This window comes from Pseudomonas sp. GW821-FHT02A11, assembly GCF_059421985.1.
In genome coordinates, this window is sequence record NZ_JBWKWB010000005.1 from 346,675 (window position 1) to 365,592 (window position 18,918).

The 18,918-nt window shown below is 58.5% G+C and carries 16 protein-coding genes and 2 pseudogenes; 7 read left to right on the plus strand and 11 right to left on the minus strand.

Annotated elements, in window-relative coordinates:
* Nucleotides 1–2: 2 nt before the first annotated feature.
* Both AC07V9_RS10910 and AC07V9_RS10915 read right to left on the minus strand, forming a co-directional pair.
* Nucleotides 3–92 (minus strand): hypothetical protein, encoded by a 90-nt coding sequence (locus AC07V9_RS10910; protein ID WP_495015794.1) that lies wholly within the window; start codon nt 90–92, stop codon nt 3–5.
* A 323-nt stretch (nt 93–415) separates the two neighbouring features.
* Nucleotides 416–640: a hypothetical protein gene (locus AC07V9_RS10915; RefSeq protein WP_495015723.1), complete on the minus strand. Its 225-nt coding sequence runs from the start codon at nt 638–640 to the stop codon at nt 416–418.
* Nucleotides 641–972: 332 nt separating this feature from the next.
* Between AC07V9_RS10915 and AC07V9_RS10920 the strand changes: the two genes are divergently transcribed.
* The 4 genes from AC07V9_RS10920 to AC07V9_RS10935 all read left to right on the plus strand — a co-directional run bounded on the left by AC07V9_RS10920 (nt 973) and on the right by AC07V9_RS10935 (nt 3,398).
* Complete coding sequence (locus AC07V9_RS10920; RefSeq protein WP_495015724.1) at nt 973–1,632, plus strand: MarR family transcriptional regulator; 660 nt, start codon at nt 973–975, stop codon at nt 1,630–1,632.
* Complete coding sequence (locus AC07V9_RS10925; protein WP_495015725.1) at nt 1,629–2,330, plus strand: hypothetical protein; 702 nt, start codon at nt 1,629–1,631, stop codon at nt 2,328–2,330. The genes AC07V9_RS10920 and AC07V9_RS10925 overlap by 4 nt, the downstream gene beginning before the upstream one ends.
* A gap of 157 nt (nt 2,331–2,487) precedes the next feature.
* Nucleotides 2,488–2,739: a hypothetical protein gene (locus AC07V9_RS10930; RefSeq protein ID WP_495015795.1), complete on the plus strand. Its 252-nt coding sequence runs from the start codon at nt 2,488–2,490 to the stop codon at nt 2,737–2,739.
* Nucleotides 2,740–3,158: 419 nt separating this feature from the next.
* A complete protein-coding gene (locus tag AC07V9_RS10935; protein WP_495015726.1) occupies nt 3,159–3,398 on the plus strand; it encodes a hypothetical protein in 240 nt (79 codons plus the stop codon).
* 70 nt (nt 3,399–3,468) lie between these two features.
* On the opposite strand, the pseudogene AC07V9_RS10940 reads toward AC07V9_RS10935, so the two are convergent.
* From AC07V9_RS10940 to AC07V9_RS10965, 6 genes and pseudogenes are all read right to left on the minus strand, one after another.
* A pseudogene (locus AC07V9_RS10940) lies at nt 3,469–3,893 on the minus strand (type VI secretion system amidase immunity protein Tai4).
* A gap of 29 nt (nt 3,894–3,922) precedes the next feature.
* A pseudogene (locus AC07V9_RS10945) lies at nt 3,923–4,412 on the minus strand (type VI secretion system amidase effector protein Tae4).
* 122 nt (nt 4,413–4,534) lie between these two features.
* Nucleotides 4,535–5,065 carry a BRO-N domain-containing protein gene (locus tag AC07V9_RS10950; RefSeq protein WP_495015727.1) on the minus strand — a complete coding sequence of 177 codons (531 nt, stop codon included), beginning with the start codon at nt 5,063–5,065 and terminating at the stop codon, nt 4,535–4,537.
* Nucleotides 5,066–5,378: 313 nt separating this feature from the next.
* On the minus strand, nt 5,379–6,386 hold the full coding sequence (locus AC07V9_RS10955) for an HNH endonuclease (RefSeq protein ID WP_495015728.1): 1,008 nt from the start codon (nt 6,384–6,386) through the stop codon (nt 5,379–5,381).
* Between the two features lie 1,032 nt (nt 6,387–7,418).
* Nucleotides 7,419–8,666, minus strand: coding sequence for a ribonucleotide-diphosphate reductase subunit beta (locus AC07V9_RS10960; protein ID WP_495015729.1), 1,248 nt, complete (start codon nt 8,664–8,666; stop codon nt 7,419–7,421).
* A 314-nt stretch (nt 8,667–8,980) separates the two neighbouring features.
* Nucleotides 8,981–11,893 carry a ribonucleoside-diphosphate reductase subunit alpha gene (locus tag AC07V9_RS10965; RefSeq protein WP_495015730.1) on the minus strand — a complete coding sequence of 971 codons (2,913 nt, stop codon included), beginning with the start codon at nt 11,891–11,893 and terminating at the stop codon, nt 8,981–8,983.
* Between the two features lie 820 nt (nt 11,894–12,713).
* Between AC07V9_RS10965 and AC07V9_RS10970 the strand changes: the two genes are divergently transcribed.
* The 3 genes from AC07V9_RS10970 to fhuF are packed head-to-tail and all read left to right on the plus strand — an operon-like array spanning nt 12,714 to nt 15,808.
* Nucleotides 12,714–13,451: a response regulator gene (locus AC07V9_RS10970; protein ID WP_495015731.1), complete on the plus strand. Its 738-nt coding sequence runs from the start codon at nt 12,714–12,716 to the stop codon at nt 13,449–13,451.
* Nucleotides 13,452–13,454: 3 nt separating this feature from the next.
* The gene (locus tag AC07V9_RS10975) at nt 13,455–15,095 is read left to right on the plus strand and encodes an ATP-binding protein (RefSeq protein WP_495015732.1); all 1,641 of its coding nucleotides are present in this window, start codon (nt 13,455–13,457) and stop codon (nt 15,093–15,095) included.
* Nucleotides 15,092–15,808 carry a siderophore-iron reductase FhuF gene (gene fhuF, locus AC07V9_RS10980; protein WP_495015733.1) on the plus strand — a complete coding sequence of 239 codons (717 nt, stop codon included), beginning with the start codon at nt 15,092–15,094 and terminating at the stop codon, nt 15,806–15,808. Before AC07V9_RS10975 ends, fhuF begins: the two co-directional genes overlap by 4 nt.
* 121 nt (nt 15,809–15,929) lie before the next feature.
* Here the strand turns inward: fhuF and AC07V9_RS10985 are convergent, their stop codons facing one another.
* From AC07V9_RS10985 to rimO, 3 genes are all read right to left on the minus strand, one after another.
* Nucleotides 15,930–16,655, minus strand: coding sequence for a 4'-phosphopantetheinyl transferase family protein (locus AC07V9_RS10985; protein WP_495015734.1), 726 nt, complete (start codon nt 16,653–16,655; stop codon nt 15,930–15,932).
* 73 nt (nt 16,656–16,728) lie between these two features.
* The gene (locus AC07V9_RS10990) at nt 16,729–17,184 is read right to left on the minus strand and encodes a GNAT family N-acetyltransferase (protein ID WP_495015735.1); all 456 of its coding nucleotides are present in this window, start codon (nt 17,182–17,184) and stop codon (nt 16,729–16,731) included.
* A gap of 181 nt (nt 17,185–17,365) precedes the next feature.
* Nucleotides 17,366–18,703, minus strand: coding sequence for a 30S ribosomal protein S12 methylthiotransferase RimO (gene rimO / locus AC07V9_RS10995; RefSeq protein ID WP_495015736.1), 1,338 nt, complete (start codon nt 18,701–18,703; stop codon nt 17,366–17,368).
* Between the last annotated feature and the right edge of the window lie 215 nt (nt 18,704–18,918).

Consider the following 18,918-nt stretch of genomic DNA (forward strand, 5'->3'; position numbering starts at 1 on the left):
TGTCACCACTCTTTGCTGTCCTGCTTGCCGTCGTGCCGATCGTGATTGAAGTAATAGTTCTTCAAACCGAGATTGAAACTCGACCCCTCGATAAAACCGTCCTTATCACTCGCGCATCATCGGCATACACCGCAGTGGTCGTCATCGCCGTCATGGCAGCGAATAGCGTGCTGAATTTGAAAGAGGCTTTCACAGATTACCTCAGTAGACTTTTAATGACATTCGGCAGTTGTTATATGGATGCAGCCTTATTGTTGTCATACGGTCCAACACGTTTTCGCGCTCAAAAAAAAGCCGCTAGGGAAAGCGGCTGAAGTTTGGAGCCTTGGGGCGCCACGTCGGGAGCAACGGCGTGGCAGATACAACCAACAGAAACACAAAGGAGAAACGAGAGAAACGTGAAGTCATGTACAGGTCAGGCGTGTTTGGCATTCTCCACTTGAGGGTTATAGGTCGAGGCCTGCTGGGTGTTGTCCTGCGCCTTGGCTTTGGCAGCCAGGGCTTCCTCGTGCCGTTCGAAGTTCGTATGAATCGCTTCATTACGCGCCACGAATGCAGAAGACTCTCCCGCCAGAACAATGGGTGAAGCCATTAAAGAAGAAACAGCCAGAGCACTGATAATTCCGATGGATTTAAACATTTGAGTCAACCTTCTTGCGTGTGCAAGTTCGATTAGGTGAGGCCACTGTAAGAAGTCAGTGACCGTTGATCAAATGAAACCCCTTTAAATATTGTTTAGCGAAAATGTTAGGTGGGTTCAGGGAATATTAACGCCATCCCATCGCGCGCGATCCCACGGCTACTCGCTATCGACTGCGTCGTCAGTTGTGTCAAATTGACTCATACCTACTGATCTCCCTGCGTGAGACAAACACCCTCGAGCCCCCGTCCTCGGCGCGTCCGAATCGCCATCCGCCCAAGGGCATTGACATCCACTCTGGTTTGGATTGTTATCTGTCCACGTTTCATGGAATGTGGACACTGGAGCTGCTGCCCGTAATGAAGAGTCAAGATATCCTGCTGCTATTCAAATTGGTCGGCCTTCACGTTCTGCATCAAGGCGGGTCAGAAGGGCTCGATCTGTCGGCAGACGGGCTGGAAATCGACATTTCAGAACAGGACTATCCCAGTGGCTCCTGCGCACCATCGCCCCTTGAACGAATCCCCTATTGCTACTCCCTGCGAGCACTCGCCGACTCACTGGGCCTCAGCAAAAGCGAAATCTCCAATTCGCTCACTCGTTGCCGCGAGGCGGGCCTGCTGACGACCGATTACGAGTCCTTGCTTCCAAGTGTGAATCGAAGAGCGTTGCTCAGTATTTCCGAGCATGCACTCAAGTACTTTTTTCCGGTAAAACCCGGAGCGCTGACAAGAGGTATTCCAACAGGGTTCGCATCGCCGGTGCTGGCAAAACATCTCAAAAGCGCGGGAGATCAGATTCTCGTCTGGCCGGACCCACACGGCAAAGCGAAAGGGCAGGGCGTAGAACCGTTGTACAAAAGCGTCCCCTATGCGGTGAAGCAGGACCGCCTCCTGTATCACTACCTCGCGCTGGTGGACGCCATTCGCCTGGGCGGCCCCAGGGAGTCAGCGGTGGCAATCAAATTACTGAAAACAGGGATGGGGTTATGAGCGCAGCGGCCGATCACAGCTTCGACATGCTCAGTCATGTGGCAGATGGCCTGGGCGATGAACTGCTCGCGCAGGTGGCATTCATTGGCGGGACAACGACGTGGCTGCTCTGTACTGACGACGTGGTTCTGGATGACATCCGCTATACCGACGACGTCGATCTGGTCATTGAGTTAGGCGCAATCGCCGACTGGCAGCGACTGACCGAGCGTCTGGCCAGCAAAGGTTTCAAGATTACTCAGGAGGACAGCGACGTCACCTGCAGGTTTCGGTTCAACGACCTCATTGTGGATGTCATGCCTTCACTGCCTGAGGTCCTCGGTTACGCCAATCGTTGGTTTGTGGATGGCCTGACTCACGCCGATACGGTCGAGTTGCCTTCCGGTCATCGCATCAGAATCTTCAAATCAACGTATTTTCTTGCCACCAAGCTCGAAGCATTCAAAGGGCGGGGCGACGGAACGGCGTATCACAAAGACTTCGAGGACATTCTGATTCTGGTCGACGGACGTGAGGCATTGTTGGCTGAAGTCAGCAGTTCTGAGCCTGAACTGCGCGCGTATGTCGCGAAGGGGATGGCCGAGCTACTGGCGCTCGACACCGCACCTTATGCCATTGAAAGCTCAGGCTCGGTCAGGGCCAATCCAGGTCGCGGCAAGCTGATCTTCGATCGGTTCAAGTCTCTGGCAAGCCTCTGATGATGTATGTCGTACGCTCGGTTCAAGGCGCAAGTCGGAATTCCAACGGGGATCGAGCGGGTGCATCCCACAGTGGGACGACTGGCATTTTCGTCATCGCTGATGGCACCAGCAAACCCGGAAGCGCGGAGTTGGCGCAGGCGTTGCAGCCCTCGCACTGCTCAGCGCCTTCACCGTTTCTGCAAAGGAAACCCGCCTCACCGATGCCGCTATCGCGCAGATCCTCATCGAAGACTCCATCGCCAACTACTCCGGCAACTGCCCATGCCCCTACAACTCAGCCCGCAACGGCAGCCGCTGCGGCAAACGCAGCGCCTACAACCGCGCAGGCGGGTACGCGCCGTTGTGCTTCAAGGAGGATGTGTCGAAGGAGATGGTTCAGGAGTATCGGCAGCGCACGAAGGGGTGATGTTTTGGGTTGTTGCCGCCGTGGAGCAAGACGGCGGCTTCACAGAATCCTGATGCTGCGTAGGACGTCTCCGAAGCTTCAGTAAGGTCTGTCTGTTTCATCCGAGTCTGCATTCCTCAATGCGAATCTCACCTTCAGAATCCAGTCCCTCATCACTAGAGCTAAGGGGGAGGGGCGATGACAATCCCTATGATTTTCGGCCTCGGCATGACAATCAACTGGCTGCTGATCTACACGCTCAAACCCCGAGCATAGCGAAAATGGTTGGGCTTGGGGCTGCTGATTTTTGGGGGCGTTGCGATGTTCAAGCTCAAAGGTCAGAGCAGTGAAACGTCCCTGTTGTTTTTCATTGCCTTCATGATCGGATGGTCTCTGTTCTCGGCTCGCGACCAGTTCGCTCAGGAAGAGGACTGAACCCGATGCTCTTCATCCTCGGAATCTTCCTCACCTGCGCCGCCTACTACCTGCTCGACCGAAAACTCATTCACAAAGCTCCTCGGAAATGGACCGGCCTTGCCCTCATAAGCATCGGAGCCACAGCGACCTTCACGCTTGATTCGCATATAGACGGCTTCTTCATTTGGGGCTTCGTCGTCGCTTGGTGCATTGGTCTGGAGCTGTTCTTCAACTGTGAGAAGTACAAGGATTACTACTGGTAGGTCTTGCCACTCGGCTCGGTATAAAGGGGCTGCGCGATTGACCGCTGCCCTATGAACGAGGATCTAAGGTTCAAGGCCTGGCTGGCAACGAAAGGTCCTGCCTGTAAGTGCGCTCAGGATTGATGACCATCCGCCCAACCTGCCGATCCAGTTCAGGGCTGTGATACAGGTCCAGGCACTTGAGCAAATCGAACCTGACGCCTTTCCTCTCAGAGTCCGCCAACGGGTTGTGATAGTCCCGCGCCAGAAACTCATCCACCAACCCGCTGATCTCGTCCGGGGCTTTTTCAAGGTCGTAATACGCCCAGTCCCGTAATGCGCTGACACTGCTTCCCGCGTCGATAGCCGCTTGCTTGTTGCCTTTGTAGGCATTCGCGATGCAGGTAGCCAGAACCATGTCCTTGTAGTTCTGCGCGTAAGTGCGACTGGCTGCTTGGGGGATTGAGGAGGTTGCGCAACGGCGTCTCCGATCGATGCGAAAATGAGCGCCGCTATGGCAGCTGAAAAGAGACTCCGGTAATCGGTCACGGCAGGCTCCAGAAATTGGCTCGATCGGTTCGTTGCTTCTGGCGAGTTGAAATAGCACTGATCGTAGCACTTGAGGCCATCGAACAACGTCGCATGCCCCTGTGCATCGGACCAACCGGAAACCTCAAAAAGGATCACGCCTTTCTGGCCTGAAAATGCCCCAGCAGGTGGGAATTTCACAACGTCAGGATTTCCCCAGCGCTGTCGCAAGAACCCGATCAGATCCCTGACCCGAAAGAAATATTGGCGCTTATCTGCCCCGGATACGGTCTGACCCCGAACAGTTGGAACGGCTAAACCCGCTTCATTGAGGATATAGCTCATCCGCACAGCGCAGGTGTTACTCCAACGCTGAGCAGGGTCTGGGTTATTGATGTTCTTCTCGACGTAGCCGCCGATTATTTCCGACACCCTGCTGCCAGATTGAGAAGGGTCATAGATTCGCTGCGAGGCAGCCCAAGCGTAAGAAAAAAGAGGGCGAGTCATCTCGTATCCAGGATCAGCTTGATGTGAGCTCGTGACGCTACCAGCGTTTTCGGTTAACTCACCTCGCTCCCAAAAATCAGGACAAGTCGCACTTGGCTAAGGGGATGCGTCCTACCCACACGTCATCCCAATCTCAACACCTGAATCGCCAGTCTCCACCAAGGCGCATGCGACTTGCGCTCGCCGATATCAGCTCGCACCTCATCCACCGCCAACACCTGCGGCATATCCCGCAAGCGAATCCACGGCTCGCTCTGCCAATGCAGCATGCTCACCGACAACCCCGGCCACTGCAGAAAACTCACGCAGGGATGACAGGCCGCCGGCGGCACCGCCTCATCCCGCAGACACGGCACCACCTCATGGGTAATCCAGCGCCGCAACGCCCGATTCTCCCCGTGGTAGTGATACGTCAACAGCGCATACACCGCCGACTCACTCACCACCAACGCCTCCTCCTCACCCTGCCCATCGACCAGCGTCACCACCCGACGCTGATCGGCATCCAGCTTGCGCGTCGTGCGCTCGTTCAACGGCCAGCCCATGAGACGGCCAAGGTCGCGGGCGCAGAACCAGGCTTCGGATTCCAGGAGGAAAGTGCGTAGGGGGCGGTTGTGGCGGTGGAAGGTGGTGGGGGAGAGGGTCTTGGGCATGTCCGTATCTCTTCTTGATAGCCTTCCATGGCTAAGGGTGTCGGGAGCTAAGAAACCCCAAAGTAGTAAACGGGCCGGACGTATTCCCCTGACGGGTCTTTTATTAGCCCACTCCCGACATAGCAGAGATTTTACGACGCGCAGGCAAGAGCCACAGGCGCAAAAAAGCCGCATCTATCGGGAGCGGGCTGGCCGCTACTTTTTGAGTTTCTGCTGCGTTTCTTAGGCGCCGACGCAGGGTAGGTGCCGAAGCACAGCGCATCAAGCGCCGATGCTGTAGGACGTTTCTGAAAATTTCGAATCGAGCACACCTTTACCCATTAGCGACTCTGGCAGCTAATTCGTTGGTGAGGGTGATCTCAGCGGAATTCGTGAGCAGCGCTTGGTTCTCGCTGTTTGGCGTCTCAGATCCGCTGTACGTTTTTTCCATTGATTTGAACGAATTGATGTGTGAAAGGAGAGCCATCGCGCTCGGCTGATCAAATGAGTTATGCGGGACGAAGATCGGCTTGTCTGCCCAGTTTTGGTATTCGCTCTCCCTCAATGCCTCAGCCAGCCTCACAACTTGATGGTCTGGATCGATCCGCAAAAGCCCGAGATCAAACAGGGTATGGATATCAGCGCGAAGCAGCAGACCATTACTGACCACATTGGTATCGGCACCTTGATAAGGAACGATGTGCGCTGCCTCTAGCAACGCTTCTATAGCGCAACCTGTGACGGCGCACTTACCCTCATAGGCCTTGAGCAGCGCCGCTCTGAATTTGGCCTGGCCTTGCCGGCGCACTACAGAGGCGAGGACCTTTTGCCGAGCGTCGATGATGTCCCCAGGATCGAACTCGCCTGAAACCTCCAACTCCGCCTCGATGAAAGGAATGCTCAGCGTTGGGCTACTGGCTTGGCGAAGCGTGAATTTAGTCGGGCCTGAGCCTTCATCACTTTGATAAAGAAACTTGCCCTTATAGGTGAAGCCCGCGCCTGGGTGCTCGTACTTTTTCGTTCGGTAGAACAACAGCAGCTCTAAGCCGCGTACGACGTGCTCCCTGATGAGGTAGTCGGTAGCGCCTTGCGTCTGGCCTTCCATGTTCAACACGTCGTCAATCAGCACGTCGTTGTACTGGGTGCGGTCGGCTGTCTTGTGCTCTGTGACAAAGATCCACACGGAGTCGTAGGCAGCGGGTTTGAAGATTCCGTTGTTGATGCTCGAAGCTGTGATGGCGAAGAGTGCGCGCAGGTCGTCGCGGGTGTAGACACGACCTTCCTCAAGCGACTGCGATGCGTATGAGCCAGTGAGCACCTGCTGCGAGTTCTTTTCCGCCACGTTGTAGTTCCTTTCCATGTTGCCTGTAGGAAAAGGGATGTTGCTTCAGTGTGAAGCGTTGTTACAACTGGTTTCAGGATGCCAAGACAGATATACGGGAGGGTTGAAGCGGAGCGTCAGTGCGGGCGTGTATCGGACTGGGAGGCGGAGCTTGAGCAGCTGTGCTCCGACGCAGCGTGTGGGAATGATCATCAAATCTTTGTAAGACATCGCTGAAACATGACAAAGCCAGAAACAACATCAATCACGAGGCTATCTTTATGACAGCGATCGGGAGGCGCTCCCTCGCAAGCTGCTCTTGCTGCAATAGGAGTGCGATAACTCAGGTACATGCTTTCGTGTGTCCGATATCGGGCGGCAATAGAGCTGTTCACTACTCAAGGAATGAAAGGAAAACTTCATGGGCCGCTTACGTACAAAAAGCTTCTTGATCTTCTTAGACCCTGACGCACCCACCTCTCGGGATGAGGCGCACGAACCGAAATACTCGTTCGATCGCACCGTGCGGTTCCGCTCCGATGGTCATCTGGGCATCACTGCAGTGCTTACAGGCTCGCTATGACGAACAGAAGAACCAGTATGTTTCGGATGGCTCCCAGTCCGGGAGTCTTTGGGTCAAGGTCATCGATGGCTGGACCGAGAATGGTGACTGGGGCGGCTACCTCCAGATCACTTCTGCTACCGACAAGGGGATGTACATCGATTCCAGTGACGGATGGGGTCAAGCCCGTCGGCTCCAAAATGGATCAAGTCATCTTCTACGACAAGGGCAATTATTACGAGATCTGGCAACAGTGTGGGAAGAACGATCGACCGCTCATCCTAGAGGGTGGGCGCCTTAGGTTCGTCGAAGGGGCGACGCCTGCTAAGTGGAATTTGGAGGATTCAACCTGGGAGGTATAACCGACAAAGATGGGCGGTCGCCGCATCTGATCTCTGGTTGCTAACGAACCTTTGGGTACCTTCATTTAAAAGAAAAGGGCCGCTATCTCTGGCAGCCCTTTCATTCAAATGCAGGGATCCGGGATCAAATCAATCCCAGCTCAACGCCCCACCCGTTTGATACTCAATCACCCGAGTCTCAAAGAAGTTCTTCTCTTTCTTCAAGTCCATGATCTCGCTCATCCATGGGAACGGGTTGGTCGTCCCTGGGTACTCTTCCTTCAAACCAATCTGCGACAGGCGGCGGTTAGCGATGAACTTCAGGTAGTCCTCCATCATCGCGGCGTTCATGCCCAGTACGCCGCGGGGCATGGTGTCGCGGGCGTATTCGATTTCCAGCTGGGTGCCTTGCAGAATCATTTGCGAGGCTTCTTCCTTCAATTCGGCGTCCCACAGGTGTGGGTTTTCGATCTTGATCTGGTTGATCACGTCGATGCCGAAGTTCAGGTGCATGGATTCGTCGCGCAGGATGTATTGGAACTGTTCTGCGACGCCGGTCATTTTGTTGCGGCGGCCCATGGAGAGGATCTGGGTGAAGCCGCAGTAGAAGAAGATGCCCTCAAGCACGCAGTAGTAGGCGATCAGGTTGCGCAGCAGTTCTTTGTCGGTCTCGACGGTGCCGGTGTTGAATTCCGGGTCGGAGATGGCGCGGGTGTATTTGAGGCCCCAAGCGGCTTTTTTCGCGACCGACGGGATCTCGTGGTACATGTTGAAGATTTCGCCTTCATCCATGCCCAGCGATTCGATGCAGTACTGGTAGGCGTGGGTGTGGATCGCTTCCTCGAAGGCCTGGCGCAGGATGTACTGGCGGCATTCAGGGTTGGTGATGAGGCGATACACGGCCAGCGCGAGGTTGTTGGCAACCAGGGAGTCGGCGGTGGAGAAGAAGCCCAGGTTGCGCATGACGATGCGGCGTTCGTCGTCGGTCAGGCCTTCCGGGTTTTTCCAGAGGGCGATGTCGGCCGTCATGTTGACTTCTTGCGGCATCCAGTGGTTTGCGCAGCCGTCCAGGTACTTCTGCCAGGCCCAGTCATACTTGAATGGCACGAGTTGGTTGAGGTCGGCGCGGCAGTTGATCATGCGCTTTTCGTCGACGGCAACGCGGGCGGCGGAGCCTTCGAGTTCGGCCAGACCTTCGGCGATGTCGAGTTTGTCCAGCGCGGCTTTGGCGCGGGCGACGGCAGCGGAGTCGTTGGTGTTGACGGCGCGTGCTTCGCGAGCGGCGGCACCACCGGCGCTGTCGAGTTTGTCCATGGCGACTTCAGAAGCGTGGCCGGCGTTGGCGCCTTTGGCGGGTTCAGCGGCGTCTTCTTTGTCGAATTCGTCCCAGCTCAGCATGACGTTGAGTCTCCTGCGTGAGGGTCAGTGGTAATGACTGACCTGATGGATCTTGAGTGTTGGTTGCGTATCAGGCGTTGCACGCAAAGAACATGAATAGGTGAGGGGTGACCCTCGGTGTTTCTTTATTGCTGAAGCGGTCGGGCTTCAGTGCAGGCTCTGGCAATCGGGTGATTGTGCGGGCCTCTTCGTGAGCAAGCTCACTGCCACCCGTTGGGTGGAGACATCGGATTGCGGTCAGCCAGAACCCCAAGTGGCTCCTGGAGACCGCTATCGCGGGCAAGCGCGCTCCTACAGGAGGAGCGCGTTTTGCCTTATTGGCAAGCCTCGCAATCCGGCTCATCAATGGCGCAAGCCTTTGGCACTGGCGCTGGGCCGGCGGGTGCTGCTTCGGCTGGACGCGGGGCGGTGATCGCCGAGTCGTCCGGGCCGTGGCCGCCACTGGAAACGGCGTTGAGCTTGCCGGTGTTGATGGTCGATTTCTCGGTGCTGGTCGCGGCCAGGGCACGGAGGTAGTAAGTGGTTTTCAGGCCACGGAACCACGCCATGCGGTAGGTCACGTCCAGTTTCTTGCCCGATGCGCCAGCGATGTACAGGTTCAGGGACTGAGCCTGGTCGATCCACTTTTGGCGACGGCTTGCAGCGTCGACGATCCAGCGGGCTTCGACTTCGAACGCGGTGGCGTAGAGGTCTTTGAGCTCTTGCGGGATGCGCTCGATCTGCTGAACCGAACCGTCGTAGTACTTGAGGTCGTTGATCATGACCGAGTCCCACAGATCGCGAGCCTTGAGGTCGCGAACCAGGTACGGGTTGATCACGGTGAATTCGCCCGACAGGTTCGATTTCACGTACAGGTTCTGGTAGGTCGGTTCGATCGACTGCGAAACGCCAGTGATGTTGGCGATGGTCGCGGTCGGTGCGATGGCCATGATGTTCGAGTTACGAATGCCTTTCTGAACGCGGGCACGAACAGGCGCCCAGTCCAGGGTTTCGGTCAGGTCGACGTCGATGTACTTCTGGCCACGGGCTTCGATCAGGATCTGTTGCGAATCCAGCGGCAGCACGCCTTTGGACCACAGCGAACCCTGGAACGTCTCGTAGGCACCGCGCTCGTCCGCCAGATCGCAAGAAGCCTGGATCGCGTAGTAGCTGACGGCTTCCATGGAGCGGTCGGCGAATTCGACGGCAGCGTCGGAGCCGTAAGGGATGTGCTGCAGGTACAGCGCGTCCTGGAAGCCCATGATGCCCAGACCGACCGGACGGTGGCGGAAGTTGGAGTTCTTCGCCTGCGGCACGGAGTAGTAGTTGATGTCGATGACGTTATCGAGCATGCGAACGGCGACGTCGATGGTGCGCTTGAGCTTGTCGGTGTCCAGCTTGCCGTTGACGATGTGGTTCGGCAGGTTGATCGAGCCCAGGTTGCAGACCGCGATTTCATCCTTGTTGGTGTTCAGGGTGATCTCGGTGCACAGGTTCGAGCTGTGGACCACGCCCACGTGCTGCTGCGGGGAACGCAGGTTGCACGGGTCTTTGAAGGTCAGCCATGGGTGGCCGGTTTCAAACAGCATGGACAGCATTTTGCGCCACAGGTCTTTGGCCTGGATGGTCTTGAACAGCTTGACCTTGCCTGGGTACTCGGTCAGCGCTTCGTAGTACTCGTAGCGCTCTTCGAAGGCCTTGCCGGTGAGGTCGTGCAGGTCCGGGACTTCGGATGGCGAGAACAGGGTCCACTTGCCGTCGTCGAAGACACGCTTCATGAACAGGTCAGGGATCCAGTTGGCAGTGTTCATGTCGTGGGTACGACGACGATCATCACCGGTGTTCTTGCGCAGCTCGATGAACTCTTCGATGTCCATGTGCCAGGTTTCCAGGTACGCACAGACAGCGCCTTTGCGCTTGCCGCCCTGGTTTACCGCTACAGCGGTGTCGTTGACCACTTTCAGGAACGGTACGACGCCTTGGGATTTGCCGTTGGTGCCCTTGATGTACGAGCCCAGCGCGCGAACCGGAGTCCAGTCGTTGCCCAGACCGCCTGCGAATTTGGACAGCATGGCGTTGTCGTGGATGGCGTGGTAAATGCCCGACAGGTCATCCGGAACGGTGGTCAGGTAGCAGCTCGACAGCTGTGGACGCAGGGTACCGGCGTTGAACAGGGTCGGGGTCGAGGCCATGTAGTCGAAGGACGACAACAGGTTGTAGAACTCGATGGCGCGGTCTTCACGGGCTTTCTCTTCGATCGCCAGGCCCATGGCCACACGCATGAAGAAGATCTGCGGCAGTTCGAAACGCACGCCATCCTTGTGGATGAAGTAACGGTCGTACAGGGTTTGCAGGCCCAGGTAGGTGAACTGCTGGTCGCGCTCGTGGTTGATCGCCTTGCCCAGTTTTTCCAGGTCGAATTCGGCCAGGACAGGGTTCAGCAACTCGTACTCGATGCCTTTGGCGACGTATGCCGGCAGGGCCTTGGCGTATAGGTCGGCCATCTCGTGGTGAGTGGCGCTCTCGGCGACGTTCAGGAAGCCCAGGCCTTCGGCACGCAGGGTGTCCATCAACAGGCGCGCGGTGACGAACGAGTAGTTCGGCTCGCGTTCAACGAGGGTACGCGCGGTCATCACCAGCGCGGTGTTGACGTCGGTCAGCGCGACGCCGTCGTAGAGGTTTTTCAGGGTTTCGTTCTGGATCAGGTTGGCGTCGACTTCAGCCAGGCCTTCACACGCTTCGGTCACGATGGTGTTCAGACGGCCCATGTCCAGTGGCACCAGGCTGCCGTCTTTGGCAGTGATGCGGATCGATGGGTGAGCCTGAACCGGCACTTCGCCGCCACGACCGGCACGCTCTTTGGAGCGGTCGTTACGGTAGATCACGTAGTCGCGAGCCACTTTTTGCTCGCCAGCGCGCATCAGCGCCAGTTCTACCTGATCCTGGATCTCTTCGATGTGGATGGTGCCGCCCGAAGGCATGCGACGCTTGAAGGTCGCGGTGACCTGTTCGGTCAGGCGGGCAACGGTGTCGTGGATACGCGACGACGCAGCGGCAGTGCCGCCTTCAACTGCGAGGAAAGCCTTGGTGATGGCGACGGTGATCTTGTCATCGGTGTACGGAACAACGGTGCCGTTACGCTTGATCACACGCAGCTGACCCGGTGCGGTCGCGGACAGGTCCTGCTGGGTCGCACCTGTCTGCGGCGCAATGGCCGGCGAGTTCTCGCGAGTTGTGTCTGTTTGCATGGGTGTCTCCACGTTCTCTATGTTTGTTTGGGCACGGTTGAGGTACCCACCGTTCCGTCTTGAGGCAGTTGACCGACGAGTGTCGATCCAATGACTTCAAAACGGATGGGAAGGCTGAAGGATTGCCGACCCTGGCTTTGAAGTCCAAAAGGGCGCGGCTCTATGGCTCGGCACCCGATAAAAACCTGTTCAATATGCGTTTTCTGTGTTGCAACACTTGTACCGTAACGCGCAGATCATGAAGCGTGCTGTCTGCCATTCGCGTGTGAGCGGTCAGGCGGTGAAACAGGGGGTGTGTCAACCCGTTTGGCGCGAGAAAAAGGCTTGAAATCTCTCGGTCACTTGTGTTTGGTTTTTCTGCAAAACCCCTACATGTAGGGTCTGGCTGAGCAACGAGGTACTAGATTATGTGCTCGTGACACTAAATGCAACGTACGAACTGTGGATAAGTCTGTGTGTAATGTGTGTGGGAATTGGGGAAACCGCGCGTAGGCCGCGTAGTCACTGGGATGGACCGCCGATCACTGTTTTTTGCAGGGATATTTAGACCAGGCGGTTTTTTTGAGGTCGCGAACTCAATCACAAACACCGAGCCGCTCAAGCGCGGGTGAGAGATGTTTTCCACCCTCAAGGTTCGCCGATTAGTATGACGGCCTTGCGTCTGTGCAGGTCCCCTGTGGGAGCGCATTCATTCGCGAAGCCTAGGCATGGCCGACATGGATGGAGTGAGCGTACGGCCCATCGCGAATGAATTCGCTCCCACAGGAAAGGCGTCGTCCTGCACCTTCTATTAATAAGAACAACCCGGGAGAGACACACCGTGCAGCAAGAGCCCTGGCAGGTGCTGATCGTCGAGGACGACCTTCGGCTGGCCGAACTGACCCGCGATTACCTCGAGAGCAACGGCCTGAAGGTTTCCCTTGAAGGCAACGGCGCGCGGGCGGCGCAACGTATCGTCGATGAGCAGCCGGACCTGGTGATCCTCGACCTCATGCTGCCCGGCGAGGATGGCCTGAGCATCTGCCGCAAGGTGCGCCACCAGTACGACGGGCCGATTCTGATGCTGACCGCGCGCACCGATGACAGCGATCAGGTGCAGGGGCTGGACATGGGCGCCGACGATTTCGTCTGCAAGCCCGTGCACCCTCGGGTGTTGCTGGCGCGCATTCATGCCCTGTTGCGGCGCAGCGACAGCGCCGAACCTGCAGCGCAGGAATCCCGGCGTCTGGTGTTCGGCCCGCTGACTGTGGACAACGCCCTGCGCGAAGCCTGGCTCAACGAGCAGACCATCGAATTGACCAGCGCCGAATTTGACCTTTTATGGCTTTTGGTGACTAACGCCGGGCGCATTCTGTCCCGCGAGGAGATCTTCACGGCCCTGCGCGGCGTCGCCTACGACGGCCAGGACCGCTCCATCGATGTGCGTATTTCCAGAATCCGCCCCAGAATCGGCGACGACCCCATTCATCCGCGCCTGATCAAGACGGTGCGCAACAAGGGCTATCTGTTCGTGCCGGAAGCGGCCAGGGACATGAATCCGTTCATGCTCAACGGTTAAACCATGAATTCCATTTTCCTGCGTATTTATGGCGGCATGCTGGGCGTGCTGGTGTTGGTCGCGCTGTTGGGCGTGCTGACGCTGCACGTGGCCAACAAGGTGCGCGGCGAGCAGTACCGCGAGCAACTGGCCCACGGCACCTTCACCCTGATGGCCGACAACCTCAAGGCCATGGGCAGCATCGAGCGCACCCGCGCCCTGGCGGTGTGGGAGCGCTTGCTGGGCATTCCGTTGATGCTGGAGACCAGTGAGCAGGCGCACCTGGACGGCGGCGCGCGCAATCGCCTGAGCCGCGGCCAAGTGGTGGTCGAGCAGACCGGCCCGCATGCCGCGCGGGTGTTTCGTGAGGTTGAACCAGGCGCCTCCGGCAAGCCCGGCAGCGCGCTGTTGCTGACCGGCGAGGTGCAGCAGATCAGCGAGCAACTGGCGCGGGCGACCATCTTTCTGCTGCTCGATGAACTGGTGCGTTTCCCTGTCGATGAGCAGCCCATTCGCCTGGAAACCCTGCGCCTGAGCAAGGGCTTTGGCTTTGACATGCACCTGATCAAGCTTGAGCAGGCCGACGTCGACGATGACCAGCGTCGGCGCATCGACGAGGGCGACACGGTGATGGCGCTGGGCAAGGGCGGCGATTCGATCCGCGTGCTCTCAGGCGTTGGCGAAACCCCGTGGGTGCTGGAAATTGGCCCGCTGTATCAGCTCAACCCCTATCCGCCCGAGTTGCTGGTGTTGATCGCGTTTCTCGGCCTGTGCCTGATCGGGCTGGTGGTGTATCTGCTGGTGCGCCGTCTGGAGCATCGTCTGCGCGGCCTGGAAGCGGCCGCCACGCAGATCGCCCAGGGCAGCCTCGACACCCGCGTGCCGGCAACCGGCGCCGATTCGGTGGGACGGCTGGCTTCGGCGTTCAACGGCATGGCCGAGCATTTGCAGCGTTCGCTGACCATCCAGCGCGAGCTGGTGCGAGCGGTGTCCCATGAGTTGCGCACGCCGGTCGCGCGCCTGCGCTTTGGTCTGGAGATGGTCAGCGACGCCAGCACCCCCGAGGCGCGGCGCAAGTACTTGGTGGGCATGGACAACGACATTCAGGATCTCGACAAGCTGGTGGACGAGATGCTGACCTACGCGCGTCTGGAGCAGGGCTCGCCGACCCTGAGCTTCCAGCGCATCGATCTCGACGCCCTGATCAATCAGGTGATCACTGAACTTGCGCCTTTGCGCGCCAACGTGCGGGTGACTCGGGGCACCTGTGTGTCAGTCAACGATGACCCCTCCGATGAGCCGCAGGCCTGGGTCGAGGCCGAGCCGCGTTATCTGCATCGGGCGTTGCAGAATCTGGTGGGCAACGCCATGCGCCATGCCGAATCCGAGGTGCGGATCGGCTTTGAGTTGAGTCAGGAGCGCTGCCGCATCGACGTCGAAGACGATGGCCCCGGAGTGCCGGAAAGCGCCTGGGAGCGGATTTTCACCCCGTTCATGCGCCTGGACGACAGCCGTACAAGGGCGTCGGGCGGGCATGGCTTGGGCTTGTCCATCGTGCGGCGGATCATTCATTGGCACGCAGGGCGAGCCTTGATCGGACGCAGCCAGGCCTTGGGCGGCGCCTGTTTCAGCCTCGCCTGGCCGCGTCAGCAGAGTGATGTGTGAGCAGCGGTTTATTCGAAGGGCCACTGGCCGTGTTCGGCACAACCTGGCTGCGCGACGAGTCGCGACCAGTGGTGGCGCTGCCCGATCTGTTGCGTGATGAAACCCTGGATCGCCTGTTGCTCAAGGTGTATGGCGCGCAACTGATGCCCGACCAGTTGCCGGTGCTGGTGTCGCAGTGGTTCAAGTTCTACTCGATGCAGCTGATTGCGCCGGTGGTGGTCGCCAGCCTGATTCACGGCGTGGGCTGGCCGCTGCAGCTGGATCGGCTGGAATTCGCCCTGCATGAGCGGGGTTTTCTCGATGGGGTGAGGTTTGAGGGCGAGGCGTTTCGAACGTCACCTTCATCTGACCCATTCGATCGATTCGCGCCACTGCTGGACAACCTGCAACAGGTCATCGAGCGGCTCAGCGTGTATGGCGAAGTGGCGGCAGGGGTGTTGTGGGGCACGGCCGGGGATTATCTGGAGACCTGCCTGCGGCAACTGGCCGAGGTTGATCGTGAAGCGAGCGATATCGGCTACGGCCTGTTACGCCAACGCCTGCGAACCAATGGTCAGCGTAATCCATTGTTCAATGCCATTTCCTACAAGCAGGGGCCAGATGGCCAACCCCTGAGACAGCGGCGCAGTTGTTGTTTGAACCATCGGGTTGAGTGGGTGGGGCGGTGTGAGCATTGTCCGTTGGGAGAGTCAGAAATCGCAGGTGGTCGCTAACCTGTGGGAGCGAATTTATTCGCGATGCGGGTTACCGGGCGATAGATCTCTGTCGAATGTACCCACCTCTCGCGAATGAATTCGCTCCCACAGGGGTCATGTGCGCCGTGGTAATCCCCGTTCAGTTGGCAATCGCCACCAAGCTCAACAACTGCCCCCCCTCCACACTGAACTGCGCCTGCAATTGCTTGCCGCTGTGCCACTCTTCGGACAAATCCATCTTCAACCGCAATCGCGCGCTGCCGTTTTCCGACCATTCCAGCAATTCGGCGTCTTCGAAATAAAAGCGTTTGAGCACGAGGGGGTAGAGCGCCTTGAACAGCGCTTCCTTGAGGGAGAAGGTCAGGGTCACGAGCAGCGCGATCTGCTGTTCGGGGCCGGCGGCCATGCGTTGCAGTTCAGGGGCGGTGAGGATTTCCCCTGCCAGCCGCGTGGCGCGTTCGCTGTTAATCACCTGCTCAACGTCCATACCCAGCCCGCGCCAGTGCTGTTTGCTGGCGACGATGGCGGCGGCCCAGCCGGTGCTGTGGGTAATCGAGCCGCACAGGTCCTGTGGCCAGACCGGCGCGCGGTCATCGCCGATCAGGGGCACATGCTGACGGCCGTCGAGCCGACGCATCGCTTCCCGCGCGCACAAACGGCCTGCGAGAAATTCGGTCTGACGCTTGGCCACCGAGCGCTGAATGCTTGCCGGTGGATCGATGAGGCAGCGTTGAAAGTCGCCATCGGCCAATTGACGGGGGTCGAACGGGCTGCTGACCAGCACCACGTTGTCCAGCGCCTGAGGCAGTGGCCAATGTGAGGTGAGGGTGGGGCAGCACGGGGGGAGGGGGATGGTTAGGCTCATGGTCAGCATTTTGCCGGGGCTGGCTTGGCAAGGAAAGCGGCAATCCTGCGCGTGGCCGCTCCCGGTCTTGACGTCAACGGGCTGGTTTCAGCTTCATCCGCAGCATCGGATAAGGCCGGCCGAGCCCGTCCACCTCAGAGCGTCCGATCACTTCAAAGCCCTGCTTTTCATAAAAGCCCAGCGCCTGCGGGTTCTGTTCGTTGACGTCCAGTACAGTCACCTCGAAGTGCTCAATCGCATAGTCCAGCAGCTTCTTGCCCAGGCCCATCCCCCGATAATCCGGGGCGATGAACAGCATTTCCAGCTTGCCGGGGCTGGTGCCGCCGAAGCCGGTGATGTGCAGTTGCGAGTCGCGGGTGCAGAACAGGTTCACAGCGTCCAGGTACTGGGTTTCCAGCAGATTGCGCAGCAGGGTGATGTAGTTGTCCGGCAGAAAATCGTGAGTCGCGCGAACCGAGGCCTCCCAGATTCGGGTCAGTTCGGCGTAATCGTGTTTCTTCGGCAGGTAAATGACCGAGTGGTGGGCCATGTCGCCTCTTCTCCTTTTTTATCGTTGTCCTGATGTGGAGACGATAGTCAGAAAAAACAAACCCCGCCGTTTGAAGGGCGGGGTTGTCAGGATCCGGCATGTCACGACCCATTCGCGAGCGAGCTCACTCCCACAGCGAGTGCAAACGCCGAACTGTGGGAGTGAGCTTGCTCACGATGCTTTAGACAGGCTCAGCCCACAGGTCGTACTCATCGGCATCGACCACGCGGCACATGACCTTGTCGCCTGGCTTGAGGTCGCGATCGCTTTCGACGAACACGTTGCCGTCGATTTCCGGGGCATCGAAGAACGAACGGCCAACGAAGCCTTGCTCGTCCACTTCGTCGATCAGCACTTCGATTTCCTTGCCGATCTTCATTTGCAGACGCGCTGCGCTGATGGCCTGTTGATGGGCCATGAAGCGGTCCCAGCGTTCCTGCTTGACGTCGTCCGGCACGATTGGCGCGTCCAGCAGGTTGGCCGGCGCGCCTTCGACCGGCGAATACTGGAAGCAACCCACGCGGTCGAGCTGCGCTTCGGTCAGCCAGTCCAGCAGGTACTGGAAGTCTTCTTCGGTTTCGCCAGGAAAGCCCACGATGAAGGTCGAGCGGATGATCAGGTCAGGGCACTGTTCGCGCCATTTTTTGATGCGCGCTAACGTCTTGTCTTCGAAGGCCGGGCGTTTCATCAGCTTGAGGATCTTGGGGCTGGCGTGCTGGAACGGGATGTCCAGGTACGGCAGGATCTTGCCCTCAGCCATCAACGGGATGATCTCGTCGACGTGCGGGTACGGGTAGACGTAGTGCATGCGCACCCACACGCCCAGCGAGCTCAGGGCCACGCAGAGTTCGGTCATGCGGGTCTTGACCGGCTGGCCGTTCCAGAAACCGGTGCGGTATTTGACGTCGACGCCGTAGGCGCTGGTGTCCTGGGAGATGACCAGCAGCTCCTTGACGCCAGCCTTGACCAGACGCTGGGCTTCGTCGAGCACGTCGCCCACCGGACGGCTGACCAGCTTGCCGCGCATCGACGGGATGATGCAGAAACTGCAGCTGTGGTTGCAGCCTTCGGAAATCTTCAGGTACGCGTAGTGGCGCGGGGTCAGTTTGATGCCTTGTGGCGGCACCAAGTCGATCAGCGGGTTGTGATCGAGCTTGGGCGGCGCTGCGTCGTGCACGGCGTTGACCACTTGTTCGTACTGCTGCGGGCCTGTCACGGCCAGCACGCTCGGGTGCACGGTGCGGATCACGCTTTCGTCCACGCCCATGCAGCCGGTGACGATCACCTTGCCGTTTTCAGCGAGGGCTTCACCGATGGTGTCCAGCGACTCGGCCTTGGCGCTGTCGATGAAACCACAGGTGTTGACCACGACCACGTCGGCGTCTTCGTAGGTCGGCACGACCTGATAGCCTTCCATGCGCAGCTGGGTCAGGATGCGTTCGGAATCGACCAGAGCCTTCGGGCAACCAAGGCTGACAAAGCCGACCTTGGGGGCGGCAGACGTGGGGACGGTGGACATTGACTAACCTCGGCGTAGGTACGCCCCGGCCTGTGGCCTGGGCATTGACTGGGCGCTTGCTGCGCCTCTGATCAAAAAGTGCGCAATTCTAGCGATGAGCGCAGCGATTGACCAGCGTTATACCGAGAATTACGACGAGTGCTGCGCTATGCTTCGCGGCGTTGCGCCCGATGACCTGTGTCGTCCGTGTGCATCGGAATTTACCGGTACGCGGC

Coding starts and splice junctions, on each gene's coding strand:
- AC07V9_RS10915 (WP_495015723.1), bottom strand. CDS start 640: ATGTTTAAATCCATCGGAATTATCAGTGCTCTGGCTGTTTCTTCTTTA.
- AC07V9_RS10920 (WP_495015724.1), top strand. CDS start 973: ATGTGGACACTGGAGCTGCTGCCCGTAATGAAGAGTCAAGATATCCTG.
- AC07V9_RS10925 (WP_495015725.1), top strand. CDS start 1,629: ATGAGCGCAGCGGCCGATCACAGCTTCGACATGCTCAGTCATGTGGCA.
- AC07V9_RS10935 (WP_495015726.1), top strand. CDS start 3,159: ATGCTCTTCATCCTCGGAATCTTCCTCACCTGCGCCGCCTACTACCTG.
- AC07V9_RS10950 (WP_495015727.1), bottom strand. CDS start 5,065: ATGCCCAAGACCCTCTCCCCCACCACCTTCCACCGCCACAACCGCCCC.
- AC07V9_RS10960 (WP_495015729.1), bottom strand. CDS start 8,666: ATGCTGAGCTGGGACGAATTCGACAAAGAAGACGCCGCTGAACCCGCC.
- AC07V9_RS10965 (WP_495015730.1), bottom strand. CDS start 11,893: ATGCAAACAGACACAACTCGCGAGAACTCGCCGGCCATTGCGCCGCAG.
- AC07V9_RS10975 (WP_495015732.1), top strand. CDS start 13,455: ATGAATTCCATTTTCCTGCGTATTTATGGCGGCATGCTGGGCGTGCTG.
- AC07V9_RS10985 (WP_495015734.1), bottom strand. CDS start 16,655: ATGAGCCTAACCATCCCCCTCCCCCCGTGCTGCCCCACCCTCACCTCA.
- AC07V9_RS10990 (WP_495015735.1), bottom strand. CDS start 17,184: ATGGCCCACCACTCGGTCATTTACCTGCCGAAGAAACACGATTACGCC.
- rimO (WP_495015736.1), bottom strand. CDS start 18,703: ATGTCCACCGTCCCCACGTCTGCCGCCCCCAAGGTCGGCTTTGTCAGC.